The sequence below is a fragment of the Pseudomonas sp. R2-60-08W genome, from assembly GCF_003852335.1.
GTDB lineage: Bacteria > Pseudomonadota > Gammaproteobacteria > Pseudomonadales > Pseudomonadaceae > Aquipseudomonas.
In genome coordinates this window covers 1,776,714-1,797,455 of sequence record NZ_CP027731.1, presented here as the reverse complement: position 1 = coordinate 1,797,455, position 20,742 = coordinate 1,776,714, and the positions used below count along the sequence as shown (strand labels likewise).

At 59.2% G+C, this 20,742-nt stretch carries 19 protein-coding genes; 11 read left to right on the top strand and 8 right to left on the bottom strand.

The genetic code is table 11. The features are described from left to right. Nucleotides 1-6: 6 nt before the first annotated feature. Together C4J90_RS08185 and C4J90_RS08180 are read right to left on the bottom strand one after the other, a co-directional pair. Complete coding sequence (locus C4J90_RS08185) at nt 7-243, bottom strand: glutaredoxin family protein (protein ID WP_124419584.1); 237 nt, start codon at nt 241-243, stop codon at nt 7-9. A 67-nt stretch (nt 244-310) separates the two neighbouring features. Continuing rightward, nucleotides 311-1,519: an ammonium transporter gene (locus tag C4J90_RS08180; RefSeq protein ID WP_124419583.1), complete on the bottom strand. Its 1,209-nt coding sequence runs from the start codon at nt 1,517-1,519 to the stop codon at nt 311-313. Nucleotides 1,520-1,864: 345 nt separating this feature from the next. Here C4J90_RS08180 and C4J90_RS08175 point away from each other — a divergent pair, with 345 nt between their 5' ends. The 7 genes from C4J90_RS08175 (at nt 1,865) to C4J90_RS08145 (ending at nt 9,494) form a co-directional block, all read left to right on the top strand. Next, nucleotides 1,865-2,179, top strand: coding sequence for a YqjD family protein (locus C4J90_RS08175; RefSeq protein ID WP_124361931.1), 315 nt, complete (start codon nt 1,865-1,867; stop codon nt 2,177-2,179). A 4-nt stretch (nt 2,180-2,183) separates the two neighbouring features. Further along, on the top strand, nt 2,184-2,573 hold the full coding sequence (locus C4J90_RS08170) for a phage holin family protein (protein ID WP_124361930.1): 390 nt from the start codon (nt 2,184-2,186) through the stop codon (nt 2,571-2,573). Beyond that, nucleotides 2,570-2,911 carry a hypothetical protein gene (locus C4J90_RS08165; RefSeq protein ID WP_124361929.1) on the top strand — a complete coding sequence of 114 codons (342 nt, stop codon included), beginning with the start codon at nt 2,570-2,572 and terminating at the stop codon, nt 2,909-2,911. Before C4J90_RS08170 ends, C4J90_RS08165 begins: the two co-directional genes overlap by 4 nt. Before the next feature lie 162 nt (nt 2,912-3,073). Then, the gene (locus C4J90_RS08160; RefSeq protein ID WP_124361928.1) at nt 3,074-4,405 is read left to right on the top strand and encodes a deoxyguanosinetriphosphate triphosphohydrolase; all 1,332 of its coding nucleotides are present in this window, start codon (nt 3,074-3,076) and stop codon (nt 4,403-4,405) included. A 167-nt stretch (nt 4,406-4,572) separates the two neighbouring features. Then, nucleotides 4,573-4,959 (top strand): response regulator, encoded by a 387-nt coding sequence (locus tag C4J90_RS08155; protein WP_124419582.1) that lies wholly within the window; start codon nt 4,573-4,575, stop codon nt 4,957-4,959. A 264-nt stretch (nt 4,960-5,223) separates the two neighbouring features. Beyond that, nucleotides 5,224-5,850, top strand: a complete 627-nt coding sequence (locus C4J90_RS08150) for a response regulator transcription factor (RefSeq protein WP_124361926.1) — start codon at nt 5,224-5,226, stop codon at nt 5,848-5,850. A gap of 8 nt (nt 5,851-5,858) precedes the next feature. Beyond that, nucleotides 5,859-9,494, top strand: a complete 3,636-nt coding sequence (locus C4J90_RS08145) for a transporter substrate-binding domain-containing protein (protein ID WP_124361925.1) — start codon at nt 5,859-5,861, stop codon at nt 9,492-9,494. A 207-nt stretch (nt 9,495-9,701) separates the two neighbouring features. On the opposite strand, the gene C4J90_RS08140 is transcribed toward C4J90_RS08145, so the two are convergent. Together C4J90_RS08140 and C4J90_RS08135 are read right to left on the bottom strand one after the other, a co-directional pair. Further along, nucleotides 9,702-10,184, bottom strand: coding sequence for a GAF domain-containing protein (locus tag C4J90_RS08140; RefSeq protein ID WP_124361924.1), 483 nt, complete (start codon nt 10,182-10,184; stop codon nt 9,702-9,704). Further along, nucleotides 10,181-11,071, bottom strand: coding sequence for an ATP-binding protein (locus C4J90_RS08135; RefSeq protein ID WP_124361923.1), 891 nt, complete (start codon nt 11,069-11,071; stop codon nt 10,181-10,183). Before C4J90_RS08135 ends, C4J90_RS08140 begins: the two co-directional genes overlap by 4 nt. 167 nt (nt 11,072-11,238) lie before the next feature. Here C4J90_RS08135 and C4J90_RS08130 point away from each other — a divergent pair, with 167 nt between their 5' ends. Next, nucleotides 11,239-13,551 carry a response regulator gene (locus C4J90_RS08130; RefSeq protein ID WP_124419581.1) on the top strand — a complete coding sequence of 771 codons (2,313 nt, stop codon included), beginning with the start codon at nt 11,239-11,241 and terminating at the stop codon, nt 13,549-13,551. Here C4J90_RS08130 and C4J90_RS08125 read toward each other — a convergent pair. Further along, nucleotides 13,544-14,029, bottom strand: a complete 486-nt coding sequence (locus C4J90_RS08125; protein ID WP_124361922.1) for a glutathione peroxidase — start codon at nt 14,027-14,029, stop codon at nt 13,544-13,546. The two genes, C4J90_RS08130 and C4J90_RS08125, sit on opposite strands and share 8 nt — an antisense overlap. 150 nt (nt 14,030-14,179) lie before the next feature. Further along, nucleotides 14,180-14,572, bottom strand: coding sequence for a peptide-methionine (R)-S-oxide reductase MsrB (gene msrB, locus C4J90_RS08120; protein WP_124419580.1), 393 nt, complete (start codon nt 14,570-14,572; stop codon nt 14,180-14,182). Between the two features lie 202 nt (nt 14,573-14,774). Between msrB and C4J90_RS08115 the strand changes: the two genes are divergently transcribed. Further along, a complete protein-coding gene (locus C4J90_RS08115; protein ID WP_124419579.1) occupies nt 14,775-15,986 on the top strand; it encodes a pyridoxal phosphate-dependent aminotransferase in 1,212 nt (403 codons plus the stop codon). Nucleotides 15,987-16,290: 304 nt separating this feature from the next. Then, nucleotides 16,291-17,178, top strand: coding sequence for a protease HtpX (gene htpX, locus C4J90_RS08110; protein WP_124361920.1), 888 nt, complete (start codon nt 16,291-16,293; stop codon nt 17,176-17,178). Nucleotides 17,179-17,235: 57 nt separating this feature from the next. Here htpX and C4J90_RS08105 read toward each other — a convergent pair whose 3' ends face one another. Further along, complete coding sequence (locus tag C4J90_RS08105) at nt 17,236-17,892, bottom strand: thiopurine S-methyltransferase (protein WP_124419578.1); 657 nt, start codon at nt 17,890-17,892, stop codon at nt 17,236-17,238. Nucleotides 17,893-17,995: 103 nt separating this feature from the next. Between C4J90_RS08105 and C4J90_RS08100 the strand changes: the two genes are divergently transcribed. Next, the gene (locus C4J90_RS08100; protein ID WP_124419577.1) at nt 17,996-18,763 is read left to right on the top strand and encodes a class III extradiol ring-cleavage dioxygenase; all 768 of its coding nucleotides are present in this window, start codon (nt 17,996-17,998) and stop codon (nt 18,761-18,763) included. Between the two features lie 89 nt (nt 18,764-18,852). On the opposite strand, the gene C4J90_RS08095 is transcribed toward C4J90_RS08100, so the two are convergent. Beyond that, a complete protein-coding gene (locus tag C4J90_RS08095; protein WP_124366387.1) occupies nt 18,853-20,526 on the bottom strand; it encodes a DEAD/DEAH box helicase in 1,674 nt (557 codons plus the stop codon). Nucleotides 20,527-20,742 lie beyond the last annotated feature (216 nt).

The window sequence follows — 20,742 nt, the reverse complement described above, 5'->3', positions numbered from 1 at the left end:
TAAACATCAGCGCAGGAAAGCGACCACCTGCTCGGCGTCGAACGGCCAATCCAGTTCAGCCCCGGTGTCCACCCGTCTAAGCACCGGAATCCGCAGGCCGTAGACATCGGTCAAGTCGTCGGGATCAGTGATATCCACCAGCTCTACGAGTAACCCGTGTTCGACGAGCGGCATGATTTCGGCTTCGGCAATTTCACACAGATGGCAACCCAGGGTGCCGAACAGCTGGCATTCAGGAAGCATGGCAAATCAACTCGAATGGAAAACACGCCACCATTCTAAACCCAACATTGGGCAACCGGCGCGCCGATCAATCCTGGCTGACCGCGCCGATCTTGTGGATCGACAGGTCCGCGCCGTAATACTCTTCTTCCTGGCTCAGTCGCAGCCCGCACACGCGCTTGATCACACCGTACACCAGCAGGCCGCCACCCAGCGCCACGGCGACGCCGAGGGCAGTGCCGATCAACTGACTGACCAGGCTCACACCGCCCAGCCCACCCAGCGCCGTCTGCCCGAAGATGCCGCAGGCAATGCCGCCCCATACCCCACACAGGCCATGCAGTGGCCATACGCCCAGCACGTCATCGATTTTCCAACGGTCCTGGGCCGCCATGAAGCACCAGACGAACAAGCCCCCCGCGACCACGCCGGTGACCAACGCGCCCACCGGATGCATCAGGTCGGAACCGGCACAGATCGCCACCAGCCCGGCCAGCGGGCCGTTGTGCAGAAAGCCGGGGTCATTGCGGCCGATCACCAGCGCGGCGACGGTGCCGCCGACCATTGCCATCAACGAGTTGACCGCCACCAGACCGCTTACGCCATTGAGGGTTTGCGCGCTCATCACGTTGAAACCAAACCAGCCCACGATCAGGATCCACGAGCCCAGCGCCAGGAACGGAATGCTCGAGGGAGCAAACGCCACCAGGCGCCCTTCGCGGTAACGTCCGTTGCGCGGGCCGAGCAACAGCACCGCCGCCAACGCCAGCCAGCCGCCCATGGCATGGACCACCACGGACCCGGCGAAGTCATGGAAACTGGCGCCAAAAGTCGCGAGCAGCCAGGCTTGCATACCGAAGTTGCCATTCCACACCATGCCTTCGAAGAACGGGTAGATGAACGCCACAATCAATGCCGTCGCGCACAACTGCGGCGCGAACTTCGCGCGCTCGGCAATCCCCCCGGAAATGATCGCCGGGATCGCGGCGGCAAAGGTCAGCAGGAAGAAAAACTTCACCAGGCCGTAGCCATGATCCGCGCTGATCACCGCCGCCGGCTGCATGAAGCTGACCCCATAGGAGATCCAATAGCCTATAAAGAAATAAGCCAGGGTAGAGATCGCGAAGTCGCTGAGGATTTTCGACAATGCGTTGACCTGATTCTTCTGGCGCACCGTACCGACTTCCAGAAAGGCGAAACCGGCGTGCATGGCCAGGACCATGACCGCGCCAATCAGGATGAACAGGGTATTGGAGCTATGGACAAGGGTGTCCACCGCACTTTGCAGATTTTCCATGGAGGTTGGCAGGCCTGCGGTAAGGCAAACAGCACCAAAGCGGTTCAAGCTGGGGTTGCTCGCACCAAATTGGCACCAAAGCCGCCGTCGTTCTTCAGAGGACGTGAACTGCTTTAGCGCAGCGATCAACACAACCGGCACTCCCCGACGGGGTATTTGCGCGAGTTTCAGTTAATTAGGGTAAGGTTTTTCAAGGTTTTCACCTAGACCGCCCGGATTCAGCGCAGGCCCCAAGGCATGCGCACCAAGGCAAAGCAAAAGCTGTACCACACAATCGCAGTGAACCTTCGGCGAACCCGGCGACTCGAAACCACACGTACAGAACAGCCACACACGGAGATAACCATGGCCGGCAAAACAGCAAAGACTGCTCAAGAAATACTGATGGCGGATTTTCAGACCCTCGTCAGCGATACCGAAAGGTTGCTGGACGACACTGCCATCCTGGCCGGTGACCAGGCCGATGAGCTGCGCACCAAGATCCACGAAAGTCTGCTCAAGGCCCGCGAAACCCTGCAATTGACCGAAGACTCCCTGCGCGAGCGCGGGCAGGCGGCCATTACCGCAACCGAAGATTACGTGCAGGCCAACCCATGGCAGTCTGTCGGCATTGCGGCGGGCGTGGGCTTTTTGATCGGTCTGCTGGCTACCAGGCGCTAATATCATGGCTATCGACGAATTCAGCTCGTCAAAGGGCGCAGGTACCACTTCCCGCCGCCTGGGCGCTGCCGTGCTCGGCTTACTGCACAGCCATGTTGAACTGTTTGGCATCGAGTTACAGGAACAGAAGGCACGTACGGTCAGCTTGCTGCTGTTTGCCGGCTTGGCGTTAGTGTTTGCCCTGCTGTTATTGGTAGGCCTATCGACGTTGGTGATGATCCTGGTATGGGACACCGGCTACCGCCTGACCGGGATCATCTGTCTGTGCGTGTTTTACAGCCTGGCCGCAGCATTCTGCGGGGTACGCTTGAAGGCGGCCGTGTTCGATGAGTCCACACCCTTCCACGCCACCCTCGAAGAATTGGCCAATGACCGGGAGCGCCTGCTGCCATGAGCCTGCCTGAAATCCCGCAAAACTCGTCCCGTCGGGAGATGCGCAAGGCGTTGATCCGCCTGCGCATGGAAATGCACCGTCAGGAAATCCGTCACGAGTCCCAGCAACTGATGGCGCCGCTGCACAAAGTGCGCGACCTGCGTCACAACTGGCAAGACAGCCTGGGCATCAAGCACGCACCACTGTGGGGCGTGGCGGCGGTGACTCTGATGGGGTTCTTTACCGGCAAGGGCGCCAAGGGCGGTAGCATCAGCAGCGTGACGCGCCTGGTGCGGCTGGGGGCAGGGTTGATCCCGCTGATCAAACTGGCCATGCAAGGCGCTTCTCGCAGAAAATAAGCCCCGCTCGCTGGTCCCACGCTACAACCTGACCGCCGGGCAACTGCGCAACGGCGGTCAGCGCCTGTTATCAGCCGCTGTCGACCTGAAGATTTCCGCTTGCCCCGCCCGCGCGGAAACGGGAAGCTGCAGGTGTCATTCACCGTACGGAGAGTACCTGCCTTGGATTGGCCTACCCTGCTGACCCGCGAACGTCTTGGCAAGCCCCTGCACAGCCCTGAAGAGCTGGGCCGCAGCCCTTTTCACAAAGACCATGATCGCATTATTTTTTCCGGCGCTTTCCGTCGCCTGGGCCGCAAGACCCAAGTGCATCCGGTTTCGAGCAATGACCATATCCACACGCGCCTGACCCACTCGCTGGAAGTCAGCTGTGTGGGCCGCTCCCTTGGCATGCGCGTCGGTGAAACGTTGCGCGGCGCCCTGCCCGACTGGTGCGATCCAAGCGATTTGGGCATGGTGGTGCAATCGGCCTGCCTGGCCCATGACATCGGCAATCCGCCATTCGGGCACTCCGGCGAAGACGCCATTCGCCACTGGTTCCAGCAGGCCGCCGGGCGCGGCTGGCTGGATGACATGAGCAACGCCGAGCGCAATGACTTCCTCAACTTTGAGGGCAACGCCCAGGGTTTCCGCGTATTGACCCAGCTTGAATATCATCAATTCGACGGCGGCACGCGGCTGACCTATGCCACCTTGGGCACTTACCTCAAGTACCCCTGGACTGCCCGCCACGCGGACTCGCTGGGCTACAAGAAACACAAGTTCGGCTGCTACCAGAGCGAGCTGCCGATTCTGGAACAGATCGCGCATAAACTCGGCCTGCCTCAACTGGAGGAGCAACGCTGGGCCCGCCACCCGTTGGTGTACTTGATGGAAGCCGCCGACGACATCTGCTATGCGCTGATTGACCTGGAAGATGGCCTGGAGATGGACTTGCTGGAGTACGCCGAAGTCGAGTCACTGCTGCTCGACCTGGTGGGTGATGACCTGCCGCAGACGTATCGGCAATTGGGCCCGCAGGATTCCCGTCGGCGCAAGCTGGCGATCCTGCGCGGCAAGGCCATCGAGCACCTGACCAACGCAGCGGCGCGCGCATTCGTCGAACAACAGGACGCCCTGCTTGCCGGCACCCTGCCTGGCGACCTGGTTGAGCATATGCACGGTCCGGCGAAGCGTTGCGTACTGGATGCCAAGGACATGGCGCGCAAGAAAATCTTCCAGGACAAACGCAAGACCCTGCATGAAATCGGCGCCTACACCACCCTGGAAATTCTGCTGAACGCTTTTTGCGGTGCGGCGTTGGAGCAGCACGGCGGGCGTACGCCGTCGTTCAAGCACCGGCGCATTCTCGACTTGCTGGGCAACAGCGCGCCGGACCCTGCCTGGCCATTGCACGCCTCGTTCCTGCGCATGATCGATTTCATCGCCGGCATGACCGACAGCTATGCCACCGAGATGGCGCGAGAGATGACCGGGCGCTCCAGCCCTCAATAACGACTCGATCGAGTCGCTCTGTTGCCTGAAACGAATTGCCCTACGATGGGAACAGAGCGGCCTGATCGAATTCGTACATATTCCCGAGGAATAATCACGCGCGCCATCGCAGACAAGACGAGCAATTCCTACGCTCCCATCGACGCTTGACTCACTGTGTACTCTCTATGCCCAACTATCCCCTTCGTATTCTCTTGGTGGAGGATCACCCTTTTCAACTCCTCGCCACCCAATGCTTGCTTAGAAGCTTCGGTTTCCACCAACTCACTCCCGTCGAAAATGCCGAACAGGCCATACGCACCATGACCCAGTGTGAATTCCCCTTCGACTTGATGTTATGCGACCAATGCCTGCCCGATCTGCCCGGACTTGAGTTGGTAGAAATCGCCAGCCGTGGTCAGTTCATTATGCGAGCGATTCTATTGAGCGGGCTACCAACCACGGAATTGCTCAAACTGACCGCACAAGCTGCGCAGCGCAATCTGCCACTCCTGGGTTGTTTATCAAAGCCGTTAAACAAAGCTGAACTTGCGAGTTTAATGAATTCAACTTAATCATTATAAGTGTAGGAATTTAAACCTTAGCAATCGCGAAAAACAAGGTGAGAGCTGTCGCAAAATACCCGTGACCGTTGGCTACGCCAACTGCCCTGAAAACACACACACTTAGTGTCACAATTACCTAGCTACTCGTAGGCCTATACCTTTCTTTATGTAGGAAACTTCCTGTTTTGCGCTTGTCCCCCCCACGCTTCATGCTGCTGCCTCTTCTTCTGCGCTAATGTGAACGCTTTATTTGCACCTGCATGGAATGTGATTATGAACACCGTTTTTATTATCGACGACCACCCCGTCATACGGCTCGCCATCAGAATGTTACTGGAACACGAAGGTTACAAAGTCGTTGGAGAAACGGATAACGGATGCGACGCCATACAAATGGTCCGCGAATGCCTGCCGGACTTGGTAATCCTGGATATCAGCATTCCGAAACTTGACGGCCTCGAAGTTCTCTGCCGATTCAATGCCATGAACACTTCGATGAAAACTCTGGTGCTTACCGCCCAATGCCCGACGCTGTTTGCCACGCGCTGCATGCGTTCGGGTGCGGACGGTTACGTCTGCAAGGAAGGCGACCTGAGTGAACTACTAAGTGCTATCCGCGCCGTACTATCCGGATACAACTACTTCCCCAGCCAGGCATTGAATGCAAATGGAGCGGAAGGTATGGAAACGCAGGAGCTGGACTTGTTCAAGGCAGTTAACGACCGAGAACTCATGGTCTTGCAACTTTTTGCACAAGGCCGCACCAACAAAGAAATAGCCAAGGGCATGTTCCTGAGTAACAAAACAGTCAGCACTTATAAAAAGCGACTAATGCAAAAACTAAAAGCTCAGTCTTTAGTCGAGCTCATCGAGATGGCAAAACGAAACGCGCTAGTGTGAGAAAACGGATGCCCAGCCGTATCAAGGACTATTTGATCATATTGAGTGCCGGTTTGTACTTCAGCACTACCGTGCTTGCGGACGACTCCACCAACCCGCAACACCTCACCTTACTGAGCCGCGCCGGAATCGTTCAACTGGACACTCAACTGGACAGGACCCAGCGCCAGTGGCTGCAATACAAGCGCGAACTGGTCCTGGGTACTGCCGCGCCTGACTACCCGCCGTTCGACCTCACCTCCAGTGGTCGCGATTACGAAGGCCTTACCGCAGATTATGCAGGCCTGCTGGCCAAGGCACTGGCCATACCGGTGAGGGTCCTGCGCTACCCTACCCGGGTGGCCGCCATTCAAGCCCTCGAGGCTGGCGACATCGATTTGCTGGGCTCCTCCAATGGCTTTGAGGCCGCGAACCCCAATCTCAGATTGTCGGCACCTTACGCCGTGGACCAGCCGGTACTGGTCACTCGCGAGGGGGAAACCCGTAGTCTCAGCGATGGCCTTGAAGGGCTGCGCTTGAGCCTCGTCTATCATTACCTGCCGCTCGATGAAGTGGAGAAGCTGTACCCCAAGGCAGATATCCACACCTACCCCTCTTATCAAAATGCGCTGAATGCAGTGGCATTCGACCAGGCGGATGTTTTTCTTGGCGACACGATTTCCACGCATTTCATGATTAACAAGGGCTACCTCAAAAACATCCGCATGGCCAATTTCGGCAAGCATGAAGCCTATGGTTTCAGCTTTGCATTGCGCCACGACAACCTCGTTCTCCTGAGCATTGTCGACACGGTGCTGGCGGCTGTGCCCATCAACGAACGGGACAGCATCGCCAAGCGTTGGAGCGCCGGCAGCGATATCTTGCTGACCGACAAGAAACTGCAACTGACCCCGCGCGAAGAACGCTGGTTGAAGGCGCACCCGGTGGTAACGGTCATCGTCAATGAAACCTTTGCCCCGCTCACCTTCTTCGATGCGGAAGGCAACTTTCGCGGCATCACCGCCGACCTTCTTGAACTCATTCGCTTGCGGACCGGCTTGCGTTTTGCGGTGCAGCGCGGCCGTGAAATCGACGATATGATCGCGCAGGTCGCCACGCAAAAAGTCGATATGATCGGGGCCATTGTGCCGAGTAACCAACGCGAGGCGCAGCTGAATTTCAGCCGTCCCTACCTGGAAAATTCGTATGTGCTGTTGACCCGCAAAGAGCCCGGAGCACCGCTGAACCTGGAGCAGATGGCGGGCAAGCGCCTGGCGATAACCCTGGGCACTCCGCTGGCCGAGGCCCTGCGCAAGGACTTTCCCCAGATTCAACTGGTGGAAACCGGCGATGCCTTCAGGGCAGCCGAGTTGCTTGCACAAGGGCAAGTGGACGGCGCTGTGAACACACTGTTGATCGCTAACTATTTCCTGTCTTCGAAGGTTTTCCAGGGCAAGCTGCAGATCACCACCAGTATCGGCACAACGCCGGCGACGTTCGCGCTGGCCACCTCGCGCCATGCCACCGAGTTGGGTTCGATCCTCGACAAAGCGCTGCTCAGTATCGCCCCGGATGAAATGAGCGTGATCAACAGTCGCTGGCGTGGCTACACGGTCGAATCCGATAGCTACTGGCGCAATTACAACCAACTGATTGCCAGGATCGTCATCGGTACCGGTTTGCTGCTCCTGATTTCCCTGGCCTGGAATGCCTACATGCGGCGCCAGATCAGGCAACGAAAAATGACCGAGCGCGCCCTCAACGATCAGTTCGAGTTCATGCGCGCGCTGGTCAACGAAACACCACACCCCATCTATGTACGCGACCGTAATGGTTTGCTGCAAACCTGCAACGACAGTTATCTGCAGACCTTCGACGTCAAGCGGGAGGACGTGATCGGCAAAAGCGTGACCCAGATGAGCATGGCCCTGGCGCCCGAAGCAGCGCAGTACCATGCCGACTACCTGCGGGTGGTGGCTGAGGGCAATCCATTGATTCTGGACCGCACCCTGCATATCGAGGAGAGGAAGCTGACGATCTACCACTGGATCCTGCCCTACCGCGATTCCACTGGCGAAGTCCAGGGCATCATCGGCGGCTGGATCGACATCAGTGAACGGCGTCAGTTGTTCGATGAACTGCGCGCCGCCAAAGAGCGCGCCGACGAGGCCAACCGCGCCAAAAGCACGTTCCTTGCCACCATGAGCCACGAGATCCGCACCCCCATGAACGCCGTGATCGGCATGCTCGAACTGACGCTCAAGCGGGCCGACCAAGGGCATCTCGACCGTCCGGCGATAGAAGTGGCCTACAACTCGGCCAAGGATCTCCTGGAGCTGATAGGCGACATTCTCGACATCGCGCGCATTGAGTCCGGCCGTCTCAGCCTGGCGCCGGAACGCGTCAATCTGCGCGAGGTGATCGAGTCCGTGGTACGCGTGTTTGACGGTCTTGCGCGCCAGAAAACCCTCAGCCTGCTACTGGAGTTCAAGCCCGACCTGAACGACATCGAAGTCCTCATAGACCCGCTGCGCTTCAAGCAAGTGTTGTCCAATCTTGTGAGCAACGCCATCAAGTTCACCGAACACGGCCAGGTGAAAATCAAGGTGGAGGTGCAACCGAGCCAGACCCAGGAACAGGTCGACGTGAAGCTGGTCGTGGAAGACACCGGTATCGGCATCAACCGGGACGACCAACTGCGTCTGTTCGAGCCGTTCGCCCAGGCCGATAATTCCGGGCACCTGGCCAGAAGCGGTGCCGGCCTGGGCCTGGTGATCTGCCGCAGCCTTTGCGCAATGATGGGCGGCCAACTGAGCCTGAGCAGCGTGCCCATGGTCGGAACCCAGGTGCACATCAGCCTGAAAATGCCGCGCCTGCATCCGATCACCACCCAGGGCGAGCACACGCCTGCGAAGCCGGCCTCCACCCCGGTGCTCAATGTGCTGGTGGTAGACGACCATCCGGCGAACCGCTTGCTGATGTGCCAGCAACTGGGCTACCTGGGCCATCAATTCACTGCCGCCGAGCATGGTGCCGCCGGGTTCCAGGCCTGGCGCCAGGAACAGTTCGACCTGGTGATCGCCGACTGCAACATGCCCATCATGAATGGCTACGAGTTGAGCCGTTCCATCCGTGAGTACGAGCAACGCGAACAGTTGGCGCACTGCGTGGTACTGGGATTTACCGCCAATGCACAACCGGAGGAAAGACAACGCTGCATGGAAGCGGGCATGGACGACTGTCTGTTCAAACCTATCAGCCTCACCGTGCTGGAGCGGCAATTGGCACAGATCATTCCCCAACCCACGAGCCCGCAACTGGACCTGGGATGCCTGGACGCGCTGACCGGAGGGGATTCGCAATTGAGTCGACGCCTGCTCGAAGAACTGCTGACCAGCAGCGTTGATGATCGTCAGGCACTCATTGCGCTGCTGGATCGCAAGGCTTCATCCACCGACATAATCGAACAGGCCCACAAGATCAAGGGGGCCGCACGCATCGTCCAAGCCAATGCCTTGGCCGGGCAGTGCGAAACACTGGAGCAGGCCTGCTCGCGCAACGATGATCGGCGAGTGATCGAAACGGGGGTCAAATCCCTGGAAAAGCTCATGCTGGAGCTGGAACGGGCACTGCAGGTTCAACTGCATGACCTGGACGGCCAATAGGAGGCAGGGGGTTCGCCCTAATGCCAGTCAGTTAAGGGCGAACCCTGTACCTGTGGCGAGGGAGCTTGCTCCCGCCGGGCCGCGAAGCGGCCCCAAAGATGGGACTGCTGCGCAGTCCAGCGGGAGCAAGCCCCTCGCCACAGGTTACTTTTTACCCTTTCTACTTCTTAACTCACTGGCATTAGGGCTTGCCCCCGCCTCGCTCGCTCAGCAATCGGTCAAGCGCAGGAAAATAGCCGCGAGTTGTTCGATACCCGCCTGGTCCTGAGGCGTAAAACGCGCGAGCGACGGGCTGTCGAGGTCAAGCACGCCAATCAATTGGCCGTTCTTGACCAGCGGCACCACCAACTCACTGTTGGAGGCGCTGTCACAGGCAATGTGCCCGGCGAATGCATGCACGTCTTCCACTCGCTGGGTTTGCCGGGACGCCGCGGCGGCACCACACACGCCACGACCAAAAGGGATGCGCACACAGGCGATCTGGCCCTGGAAGGGGCCGAGAACCAGCTCATCATTGCGATTGAGGTAGAAACCCGCCCAGTTCAGGTCGTCCAACTGATTGAACAGGAACGCGGAAAATTGCGCGCTGTTGGCGATGAAATCCCGCTCATCCGCCAGCAGCGACTCCAGTTGCGCGCAGAGCAGCGCATAGCCCTCGAGGCCGGTGCCGGCCTGTTGTAAATCGATCATGGTTGACGCTCCAGCAATTTGAGACCCACCCAGTAACGGGCGAACTGATAGGCGCAGCGGCCATTGCGGTTACCGCGTCCGGTCGCCCAGCGCACGGCGAGAATGTCGAGTTGTTCATCACGCTGCCACTGCAGGCCGGTCTTGCCGGCCAATTCGCCGATCCAGTGCTCCACCACATTCAGGAAGTGCTCCTGGGTAAACGGGTAGAACGACAGCCACAAGCCAAAACGGTCGGACAAGGCAATCTTGTCTTCTACCGCCTCGCTCGGGTGCAGTTCGCCATCCACGCGCTTCCAATTGTCGTTGTCGCTCTGGTTCTCCGGCACCAGGTGACGACGATTGGAGGTGGCATACAGCAACACGTTTTCCGGCGCCTGCTCCAGGGAGCCATCCAGCACGCTCTTGAGCACGCGATAGTCACCTTCCCCAGCATCGAACGACAGGTCATCGCAGAACAGGATGAAACGCTGCGGCAGCTTGAGCAGTTGTTCGACCACGCGCGGCAGGTCGGCCAGGTGGTCACGCTCGATTTCGATCAAGCGCAGGCCGGCCTTGGCGTGCTGGGCGAGCAAGGCGCGTACCATGGATGATTTCCCAGTGCCACGCGAACCCCACAGCAGCGCATGGTTGGCAGGCAAGCCGTCGAGAAACTGTTGGGTGTTACGCGCCAGCTGTTCACGCTGCTTGTCGACGCCGATCAGGTCCGACAGGCGCATGTCCAGGCTGACTTCCAGCGGCAACAGGAAGCCTGTACGGCCTTCGCGCTGCCAGCGGGCGGCCAGGCACTGGTTCCAGTCGATGGCTTGGCGCGGTGCGGGTAACAGGGGCTCCAGGCGCGCCAGCACGGCGTCAGCCCGCTCAAGAAAGGCATTCAATCGAGAATCCACATCTATTCCTCTGGCAAGTTCTTGTAAAAGATGGCGTATTGGCAACCCTGTGGCAGACCGCACAAGGCTGCGTCAAGAAAATCGATTTATGCCGGGCAAGTCAGCGCTGGTGGGATGTTCAGCTATGCTTGCCGGGCGAAGGGAAACGTGAAGTGGTTCAACACTCGATGGATATCAAGTTCGCCCACCGCTTGTCTTATAAACAAGCCAGATTGACTGTGCTGGTCGGTTTCGTCTTGGGAACCTTGCTCAGTTTTATCCAAATCGGCATTGATTATGCCAGTGAAGACGCATCCATCAACCGCGAAATACGCTCGCTGATCGAAATCAGCCATAACCCTGCCTCGCGTATTGCCTACAACATCGATGCCGAACTTGCCCAGGAACTGACCCTGGGCCTGCTGCACTCTCCTGCCATTGCCCACGCACAGCTGGTCGACAACAACGGCATGGTGCTGGCCGACGTCGACCGGCCGCGCAAGGAAAGCCATTATCGGCCTGTCAGCGATTTTCTGTTCGGTGCCAACCGTCAATTCGAAGACCGTCTGTACCTCAGCCATATGCCCAACGAATCCCTGGGAGTGCTGCGCCTTGATGTCGATACCTACGCGTTTGGCAGCCGTTTCCTGCGCCGCGCCGAGGTCACGTTGCTCAATGGTTTTGTGCGCAGCCTGCTGCTGACCGGGATCTTGCTGGGCTTGTTCTACATCATGCTCACCCAGCCGCTGGTGCGCATTATTCGCGCGTTGAGCACGCGCAAACAGGCGCGCCTGGACTGCCCGCCAGGGCATGAGCACGACGAAATCGGCGTGCTGGTCAACGTTGCCAACCAGCAATTCGAAAACATGGAAACCGAGATCCAGCAGCGTCGCCATGCCGAAGATCGTCTCACCGAATACCTGGGCCAACTGGAAGACATCGTTTCTGCCCGCACCCTTGAGCTCAAGACCAGCAACCAACGCTTGAGCCAGATCAATGATGAGCTGGAAGCAGCGCGGATGACCGCCCTGGGCATGGCCCAGGCTCGGGCGGCGTTCCTGGCCAATATGAGCCATGAAATCCGCACCCCGCTCAATGGCCTGCTGGGCATGATTGCCCTGTCGCTGGACAGCCCGCTCAACGCCGAGCAGCGCCAGCAACTGTCCATTGCCCATGACTCCGGCAAGGTACTGGTGGAGTTGCTCAACGATATCCTCGACCTGTCCAAGTTCGACGCGGGCCAACTGGAGCTTGAACGCATCCCGTTCGACCTCGGCTCACTGGTGGAAGACACCGCCAACCTGTTGTCACAAAACGCCGCGCCCAGCGTGGAACTGACCTGCCTGATCGACCCGCTATTTGCTGCCCAAGTCATTGGCGACCCGACGCGGGTACGGCAAATCGTCAGTAACCTGCTGTCCAATGCCTTGAAGTTCACCCGCTTCGGCCGGGTGGATGTGCGCCTGCGCCACCACGGCGACGGAGTGCGCATTGAAGTCTGTGATACCGGTATCGGGATTGCCCAGGATGCACAGGTCAAGATTTTCCAGCCGTTCACCCAGGCCGGCGCCGGTATCACGCGCCAATTCGGCGGCACCGGCTTGGGGCTGGCATTGACCCATAACCTGTGCGAAGCCATGCAGGGCCGCTTGAGCATCAGTTCGGAGGTCGGCTTCGGCAGCCAGTTCTGCGCCGACCTGCCGTTGCCCACCCACTTGCCGGCGGCAGCGCGAGTGCCATTGGTGGGGGATGTGATCGTCATCACCCACCACAGCAGTGGCCTGGGGGAGTTGCTCACGACCCTGCTGCCCCATTGGGGGTTGGCGCCGCGTTGCTACTCCATGGAAGACGACCTGAGCGGACAGTCTCCCGACCTGTTGATCACCGACTGCCCGGAGTGCCTGTTCCGCCTGAGGCCGGGCATCAGCGCGCCGATCCTGGTGGTGACTGCCTATGGCAATTTCATGCCCAGCGAAGAAGTCGTCGCCCTGGCACCGCTGCAGCAACAAGCCCGCCCGCTGAGCCGTAACGCGCTGTACCAAATCCTGCAGCGTAATTTGCGCAGCGACACGCAGCCAATCCAGGACCCGCTTCCAATCGACGCCGCGCCCCTCAGCCATCGCGCGCGCATCCTGCTGGTGGAGGACAACCCGGTCAACCAACTGGTGGCCAAGGGCATGCTCGGCAAGCTCGGCTGCGAGGTCATCGTGGCCGCCCATGGTGGCGAAGCCCTCAAGTTCCTCGAGGACCAGCGTTTCGATCTGGTCTTGATGGACTGCAACATGCCGGTGATGGACGGCTACGAGGCCAGCCGGCAGATTCGCCAGAGCGGTCGCTGGCCGGACCTGCCCATCGTCGCCTTGACCGCCAATGCCCTGTCCGAAGAGCGTGAGCGTTGCCGTGCAGCGGGGATGAATGATTACCTGGCCAAGCCGTTTCGCCGCGAAGAACTCAAGGCCCTGCTGGACCTGTGGGTGCCTGAGACGACGAGTCTCATTTGAGCAGGGCTTCGATCTCTTGGCTCAGGTCCTGGGGCTTGGTGGTTGGGGCGAAACGCTTGACCTCTTTGCCGTCACGCCCGATGAGGAATTTGGTGAAATTCCACTTGATGTTCTTCGAGCCCAGCAGCCCTGGCGCCGCCTTTTTGAGCTGCACGAACAGCGGGTGGGCATCGCTGCCATTGACGTCGATCTTTTTGAACAAGGGAAAACTGACGCCGAAGTTCAACTCGCAGAACTCGGCGATCGCGCCTTCGTTGCCCGGCTCCTGCTTGCCGAACTGATTGCACGGAAAGCCCAGCACCACCAGGCCCTGGTCCTTGTATTGCTGCCAGAGTTGCTCCAGGCCCTTGTACTGCGGGGTGAAACCACACTTGCTGGCGGTGTTGACCACCAGAATGGCCTTGCCGGCGAAATCGGCCAAGGTCTTTTGCTCACCTTTGATAGTGGTGCAAGGGATGCTCAGCAAGTTGTCGCTCATGGCAGTGCCTTTGATTAAGGGAAGAAGCAGAAAGGTAGCTTGCCATTCAATAGCGTCAACTCAATTGACGGCAATGATGATGTGCAATCAACCCAGGGCCTAACGTGGGGGAGCAAGCCCCGCCCACATTTTGACCGTGCGGGTACTCGCCTAGCGCGGCACCAGGTCCAGGCATACCGAATTGATGCAGTAACGCAGGCCGGTCGGTGGCGGACCGTCCGGGAATACATGCCCCAGGTGCGCATCGCACTTGGCGCAGGTGACTTCGGTGCGGATCATGCCGTGGCTGACGTCACGGATCTCGACCATCGCGTTATCGGCAATCGGCTCGTAGAAGCTGGGCCAGCCGCAGCCCGAGTCAAACTTGGCCTTGGAATCGAACAACGGTTCATTGCAGCAAATGCAGTGGTACACGCCGTCGGTCTTGGTCCCGTTGTACTCGCCGGAGAACGGCCGCTCGGTGCCTTTGAGCCGACACACGTTGTATTGCTCCGGGTCGAGCATCGCTTTCCATTCTTCAATGGGTTTCTGCAGCTTTTCCATCGGTACACCTCGGCAACTGAAAAACTCTGATCTGTGTCTTTTCCGTGGATCAGGCGGCACGTATGATTGCGCCTCTTCAAAACGCCAGTCTGGCACCCGCGCCATCACCATTCAAACGTATTTATGGGTGCGCGCCGCACGGGATTCACAGTACGGTAGTGCCTGTGCCGTCTGGATCGTTCATTTTCAGGATCACATCACCATGCAGGTCAGCAAATCGAACAAGCTCGCCAACGTCTGCTACGACATTCGCGGCCCGGTGCTCAAGCACGCCAAACGCCTGGAAGAGGAAGGCCATCGCATCCTCAAGCTGAACATCGGCAACCCGGCGCCCTTTGGTTTCGAAGCGCCAGACGAAATCCTCCAGGACGTGATCCGCAACCTGCCCACGGCCCAAGGCTACAGTGACTCCAAGGGCCTGTTCAGCGCGCGCAAGGCGGTGATGCAGTATTACCAGCAAAAACAGGTCGAAGGTGTCGGGATTGAAGACATCTACCTGGGCAATGGCGTGTCCGAGCTGATTGTGATGTCGCTGCAGGCCTTGCTCAACAACGGCGACGAAGTGCTGGTGCCGGCGCCGGATTATCCGTTGTGGACCGCCGCCGTGACCCTGGCCGGTGGCCACCCGATGCACTATCTGTGCGACGAAGGGGCCGACTGGTTCCCGGACCTGGCCGATATCAAGGCCAAGATCACCCCGAACACCAAAGCCCTGGTGATCATCAACCCGAACAACCCCACCGGCGCCGTGTACTCCAGGGAAGTGCTGCTGGGCATGCTCGAACTGGCGCGCCAACACAACCTCGTGGTGTTCTCCGACGAGATCTACGACAAGATCCTCTACGATGACGCCGTCCACGTGTGCACCGCCTCCCTGGCGCCAGACCTGCTGTGCCTGACCTTCAACGGCCTGTCCAAGTCCTACCGGGTGGCGGGGTTCCGCTCCGGCTGGATCGCCATTTCCGGGCCCAAGCACAACGCCCAGAGCTATATCGAGGGCATCGACATGCTGGCCAACATGCGCCTGTGCGCCAACGTGCCGAGCCAGCACGCGATCCAGACCGCCCTCGGCGGCTACCAGAGCATCAACGACCTGGTACTGCCCCAAGGTCGTTTGCTGGAGCAACGTAACCGCACCTGGGAGTTGCTCAACGCGATCCCGGGCGTCAGCTGCGTGAAGCCCATGGGTGCGTTGTACGCGTTCCCGCGGATCGATCCGAAAGTCTGCCCGATCCTCAACGACGAAAAGTTCGTGCTCGACCTGCTGCTGTCGGAAAAGCTGCTGGTGGTGCAAGGCACCGCCTTCAACTGGCCGTGGCCGGATCACTTCCGCGTGGTGACGTTGCCACGCGTGGATGAGCTGGATATGGCGATCGGTCGCATCGGCAACTTCCTGAAGTCCTATCGCCAGTAACGCAAATGATCCCGTACGGCCTGCATTTGGTCGTACGGCGATTATCTGGCAACACTTCTCTGGCACGGGCGGCCTTGAACGGGTGATAGCACCACGCCAGCCGCTCTGCACCTAGTGTTAACGGGGGTGCGACACGCTTGACGGCTAACCGACAAGGGTAATTGTTGTGGGAAAAACCCTTCAAGGCGCTACATTTTCGCTGTAGGACACAGTTTGAAATAGTCGCTCGGTTGAATCACCCCATGCCGCACCTTATATACCCCGCAGTAAGCGACATATTAAGCATGAGGAGAACTCTACAACCATGATGCGCATCCTGCTGTTCTTGGCCACTAACCTGGCGGTCGTATTGATTGCCAGCGTCACCCTGAGCCTTTTTGGCTTCGACGGGTTCATGGCGGCCAACGGGGTTGATCTGAACCTCAATCAGCTGCTGATTTTCTGTGCGGTCTTCGGTTTTGCCGGTTCGCTGTTCTCGCTGTTCATCTCCAAGTGGATGGCGAAAATGAGCACCAGCACCCAGATCATCACTCAACCACGCACTCGCCATGAACAATGGCTGATGCAAACCGTGGAGCAGTTGTCTCAAGAAGCAGGCATCAAAATGCCCGAGGTGGGGATTTTTCCTGCTTATGAGGCCAACGCCTTCGCCACCGGCTGGAACAAGAACGACGCGCTGGTCGCTGTCAGCCAGGGGCTTCTGGAGCGTTTTTCGCCCGACGAAGTCAAGGCGGTGCTGGCCCACGAGATCGGCCACGTGGCCAATGGCGACATGGTCACCCTGGCGTTGGTCCAGGGCGTGGTGAACACCTTCGTGATGTTCTTTGCGCGAATCATCGGTAACTTCGTCGACAAGGTAATCTTCAAGAACGAAGAAGGCCGCGGTATCGCCTACTTCGTTGCAACGATCTTCGCCGAGTTGGTCCTGGGCTTCCTGGCCAGCGCCATCGTAATGTGGTTCTCGCGTAAACGTGAGTTCCGCGCAGACGAAGCCGGCGCACGCCTGGCGGGTACCAGCGCGATGATCGGCGCACTGCAACGCCTGCGCTCCGAACAAGGCCTGCCGGTGCACATGCCGGACAGCCTGACCGCCTTCGGCATCAACGGTGGCGTCAAGCAGGGCCTGGCTCGCCTGTTCATGAGCCACCCACCGCTGGAAGAGCGGATTGACGCATTGCGTCGTCGCGGCTGATAGCGCAGGGCAACACAAAAAGGGGCGATTGGATCGCCCCTTTTTCGTGGGCGTGATTTACCGCCTGGTCAGCCGATAGACACGCTCATCAAGCCGAGTAACGCCATCCGCCCTGAATTTGCTGCTTTCACTCAAAATGTCCCGCTCTTGCAGCGTGACCACATTCCAGTGCGGGCCCAGCAGCGACTGCACCTCCTCATCCGGAACAGCGAAGGGCGGGCCAGCCCTTTGCGCCTGGTCGTAGTCGACAGTGATCAACAGCCCCTCACAGACGGGGGTCAGCAGGGTATCGAGATGCTCGGTGTATCGCGAGCGCATTGGCTGCGGCAAAGCGATCAGTGCCGCACGGTCATACAACGCCACGCAATCAGCCACAGCACTTGCGTCAAGGGCGAAGAAGTCACCGCACCACACTTCGATCAGGCCCGCCTGATACACCTTGAACACGCCTCTCTGATCGATCTGCGGTGTAAGTCCCTGTTCGCTGAAGAATGCCTCAACGGCTTTATCCGACACCTCCACACCCATCACGCGATGCCCGCGATCCGCCAACCACTTCATGTCCAGGCTCTTGCCACACAAAGGCACGAAAACCCTGGCACCATCGACCAGGGCCAACGTTGACCAATGCCGCTGCAAGTAAGGATTAACGTCGGCCTGATGAAAACCGATCTGATTGGTTGCCCAGCGTTCCTGCCAAATTCTTGCGTCCATGCATCACCTCGAAAAATCGATCAAAAGACACTAAATCTTATATTAGATCTCGATTAATGATCTGAATGAAGATAGCCCGATATTAATCTTCAGGACTCTTCTTATGTTCCCCAGCCTGTTTATCTCCCATGGCTCCCCGATGCTGGCTCTGCAACCCGGTGCCAGCGGTCCGGCGCTGCAGGCTCTGGCAGCCGCGCTGCCACGGCCCAAGGCGATTGTGGTGGTATCGGCGCATTGGGAAAGCCAAGGACTGCTGGTCAGTGGCAGCGCCGCGCCCGAAACCTGGCACGACTTCGGCGGCTTCCCTCGCGAACTGTTTGCGGTGCAATACCCTGCGCCGGGTGATTCACGGCTGGCGAATGAAATTGCCGAGTTATTGCAGGCTGACGGCCTGACTGCACAGGTCGACAACCGACGGCCCTTCGACCATGGCACCTGGGTGCCCCTGTCGCTGATGTACCCGGCGGCGGATATTCCGGTGGTGCAAGTCTCCCTGCCAAGCCGCATGGGTCCGGCTTTTCAAACCCGGGTTGGACATGCCCTCTGCAGTCTGCGCGATCAAGGTGTGCTACTGATCGGCTCCGGCAGCATCACCCATAATCTCGGTGAGCTGGACTGGCGCGCCGGGCCGGAAACCATCACGCCATGGGCGCAAGCCTTTCGCGACTGGGTAGTCGAAAAACTCGCTGCCGGTGACGAAACAGCCTTGCATGACTATCGCCTCCTGGCGCCCCATGCAGTGCGCAGCCACCCCAGCGACGAGCATTTGTTGCCGCTTTACTTTGCGCGAGGTGCCGGCGGTGATTTCAGCGTGGCGCATCAGGGCTTCACCCTCGGCGCCTTGGGCATGGACATCTATCGCTTTGGCTAACACAGGTGCACTGCCTGAAATCCCAGGCAAAAAAAATCCCCGAACCAGTCGGGGATTTTTTATGTGCGATCAATCAGCCCAAGGGCGGATCAATCTTCGCGGTAGCGACGCAGCTTCAGCTGCTTGCCGGCAACGCGTGTATCTTTGAGCTTGGCCAGCAGTTTTTCCAGACCGTCTTCCGGCAGCTCCACCAGGGAGAAGCTGTCACGGACCTGGATGCGACCGATGGCTTCACGTGCCAGGCCACCCTCGTTGAGGATAGCGCCCAGCAGGTTCTTGGCAGCGATACCGTCACGCGCGCCCAGCGCAGTACGGCAACGAGCACGACCTTCAGCCAATGGAACCGGAGCACGACGCTCACGATCACCACGGTCCGGACGGTCGCCGGTACGCTCTGGACGATCACCGCGTGGCGCGTTGTTCGGTACCAGTGGGCGTTCTTTCTCGATCGCTGCCAGGGTCAGGGCCTGACCATTGGTGGCTTTGCGCAGCAACGCTGCAGCCAGGGCACGCGGGGTGCAACCGATATCGGCGGTCAGGCGGTCCAGCAGTTCGCCGTGGGTCGATTCAGCGTCAGCCACCAGTGGCGCCAGGCTGTTGGTCAGTTTCTTGATGCGGGCATCGAGAACGGCCTGGGCATCCGGAAGGCGGACTTCGGCCACTTTCTGACCGGTGACACGCTCGATCACTTGCAGCATGCGGCGCTCACGTGGAGTCACCAGCAGCAGTGCACGACCTTCGCGACCGGCACGGCCGGTACGGCCGATACGGTGGACATAGGACTCTGGGTCGTAAGGCATGTCAACGTTGAACACGTGGGTGATACGTGGAACGTCGAGGCCACGAGCAGCAACATCGGTCGCTACAACGATGTCCAGGCGGCCATCCTTGAGGGAATCAATCACGCGCTCACGCTGGTTCTGGGCGATGTCACCGTTCAGCGCAGCGGCCTTGTAGCCTTTGGCTTCCAGGGCACTGGCCAGGTCCAGGGTCGCTTGCTTGGTGCGCACGAACATGATCAAGGCGTCGAAGTCTTCGACTTCCAGCAGGCTCAATACAGCCGAGGTCTTCTGGTCAGCGTGAACCAACAGGTGAGCCTGTTCGATCGCGGTGACGGTCTGGGTCTTGGTCTGGATCTTCACATGTTGCGGATCGCGCAGGTGGCGTTCGGCAATGGCACGGATCGACTGCGGCAGGGTGGCCGAGAACAATACGGTCTGACGGGTTGGTGGCAGTGCCTTGAAGATGACTTCCAGGTCATCCATGAAGCCCAGCTTCAACATTTCGTCGGCTTCGTCGAGAACCAGGTGGTTCACGGTCGACAGGACTTTCTCGTCGCGACGCAGGTGGTCGCACAGACGGCCCGGGGTGGCGACAACGATCTGTGCGCCGTTACGGATGGCTTTCAGTTGTGGGCCCATAGGCGCGCCGCCGTAAACGGCCACAACGGTTACACCTGGCATTTGCTTGGCGTAGGTTTCGAAAGCGGTTGCTACTTGCAGCGCCAACTCACGGGTTGGCGCCAGGATCAGGGCTTGCGGTTCGCGCTTGGCAGGATCGATGCAGTGCAGGATAGGCAGGGCGAACGCGGCGGTTTTACCGGTACCGGTCTGCGCCTGGCCAATCATGTCCTGGCCGGCCATGATGATCGGGATCGATTGCTGCTGAATAGCCGAAGGTTCTTCGTAGCCAGTCGCGATGACGGCGGCGAGAATGTTCGGATTAAGATTAAAAGCGGCGAAGCCGCCGGTTTCCTGGGTCATGGGTCTGCCTCTAAGTGCATCCGCAAAGACCCATGCTCCAAAGCTGCGCATGCCGTGTTGAGACTCAAGAGTCGCCCTGGCTGCTTTGTCGGCGGGGATTTGCGAAAACGAATGAATGAAAAAGATTCGTCAAGGAAGAGTCCGCTGTGCGGACGTGCAGCCGAAGCTGACTTCGGGGAATTGCGCTACCTAAACGCGGCCCGGTTAAAGGCCGGC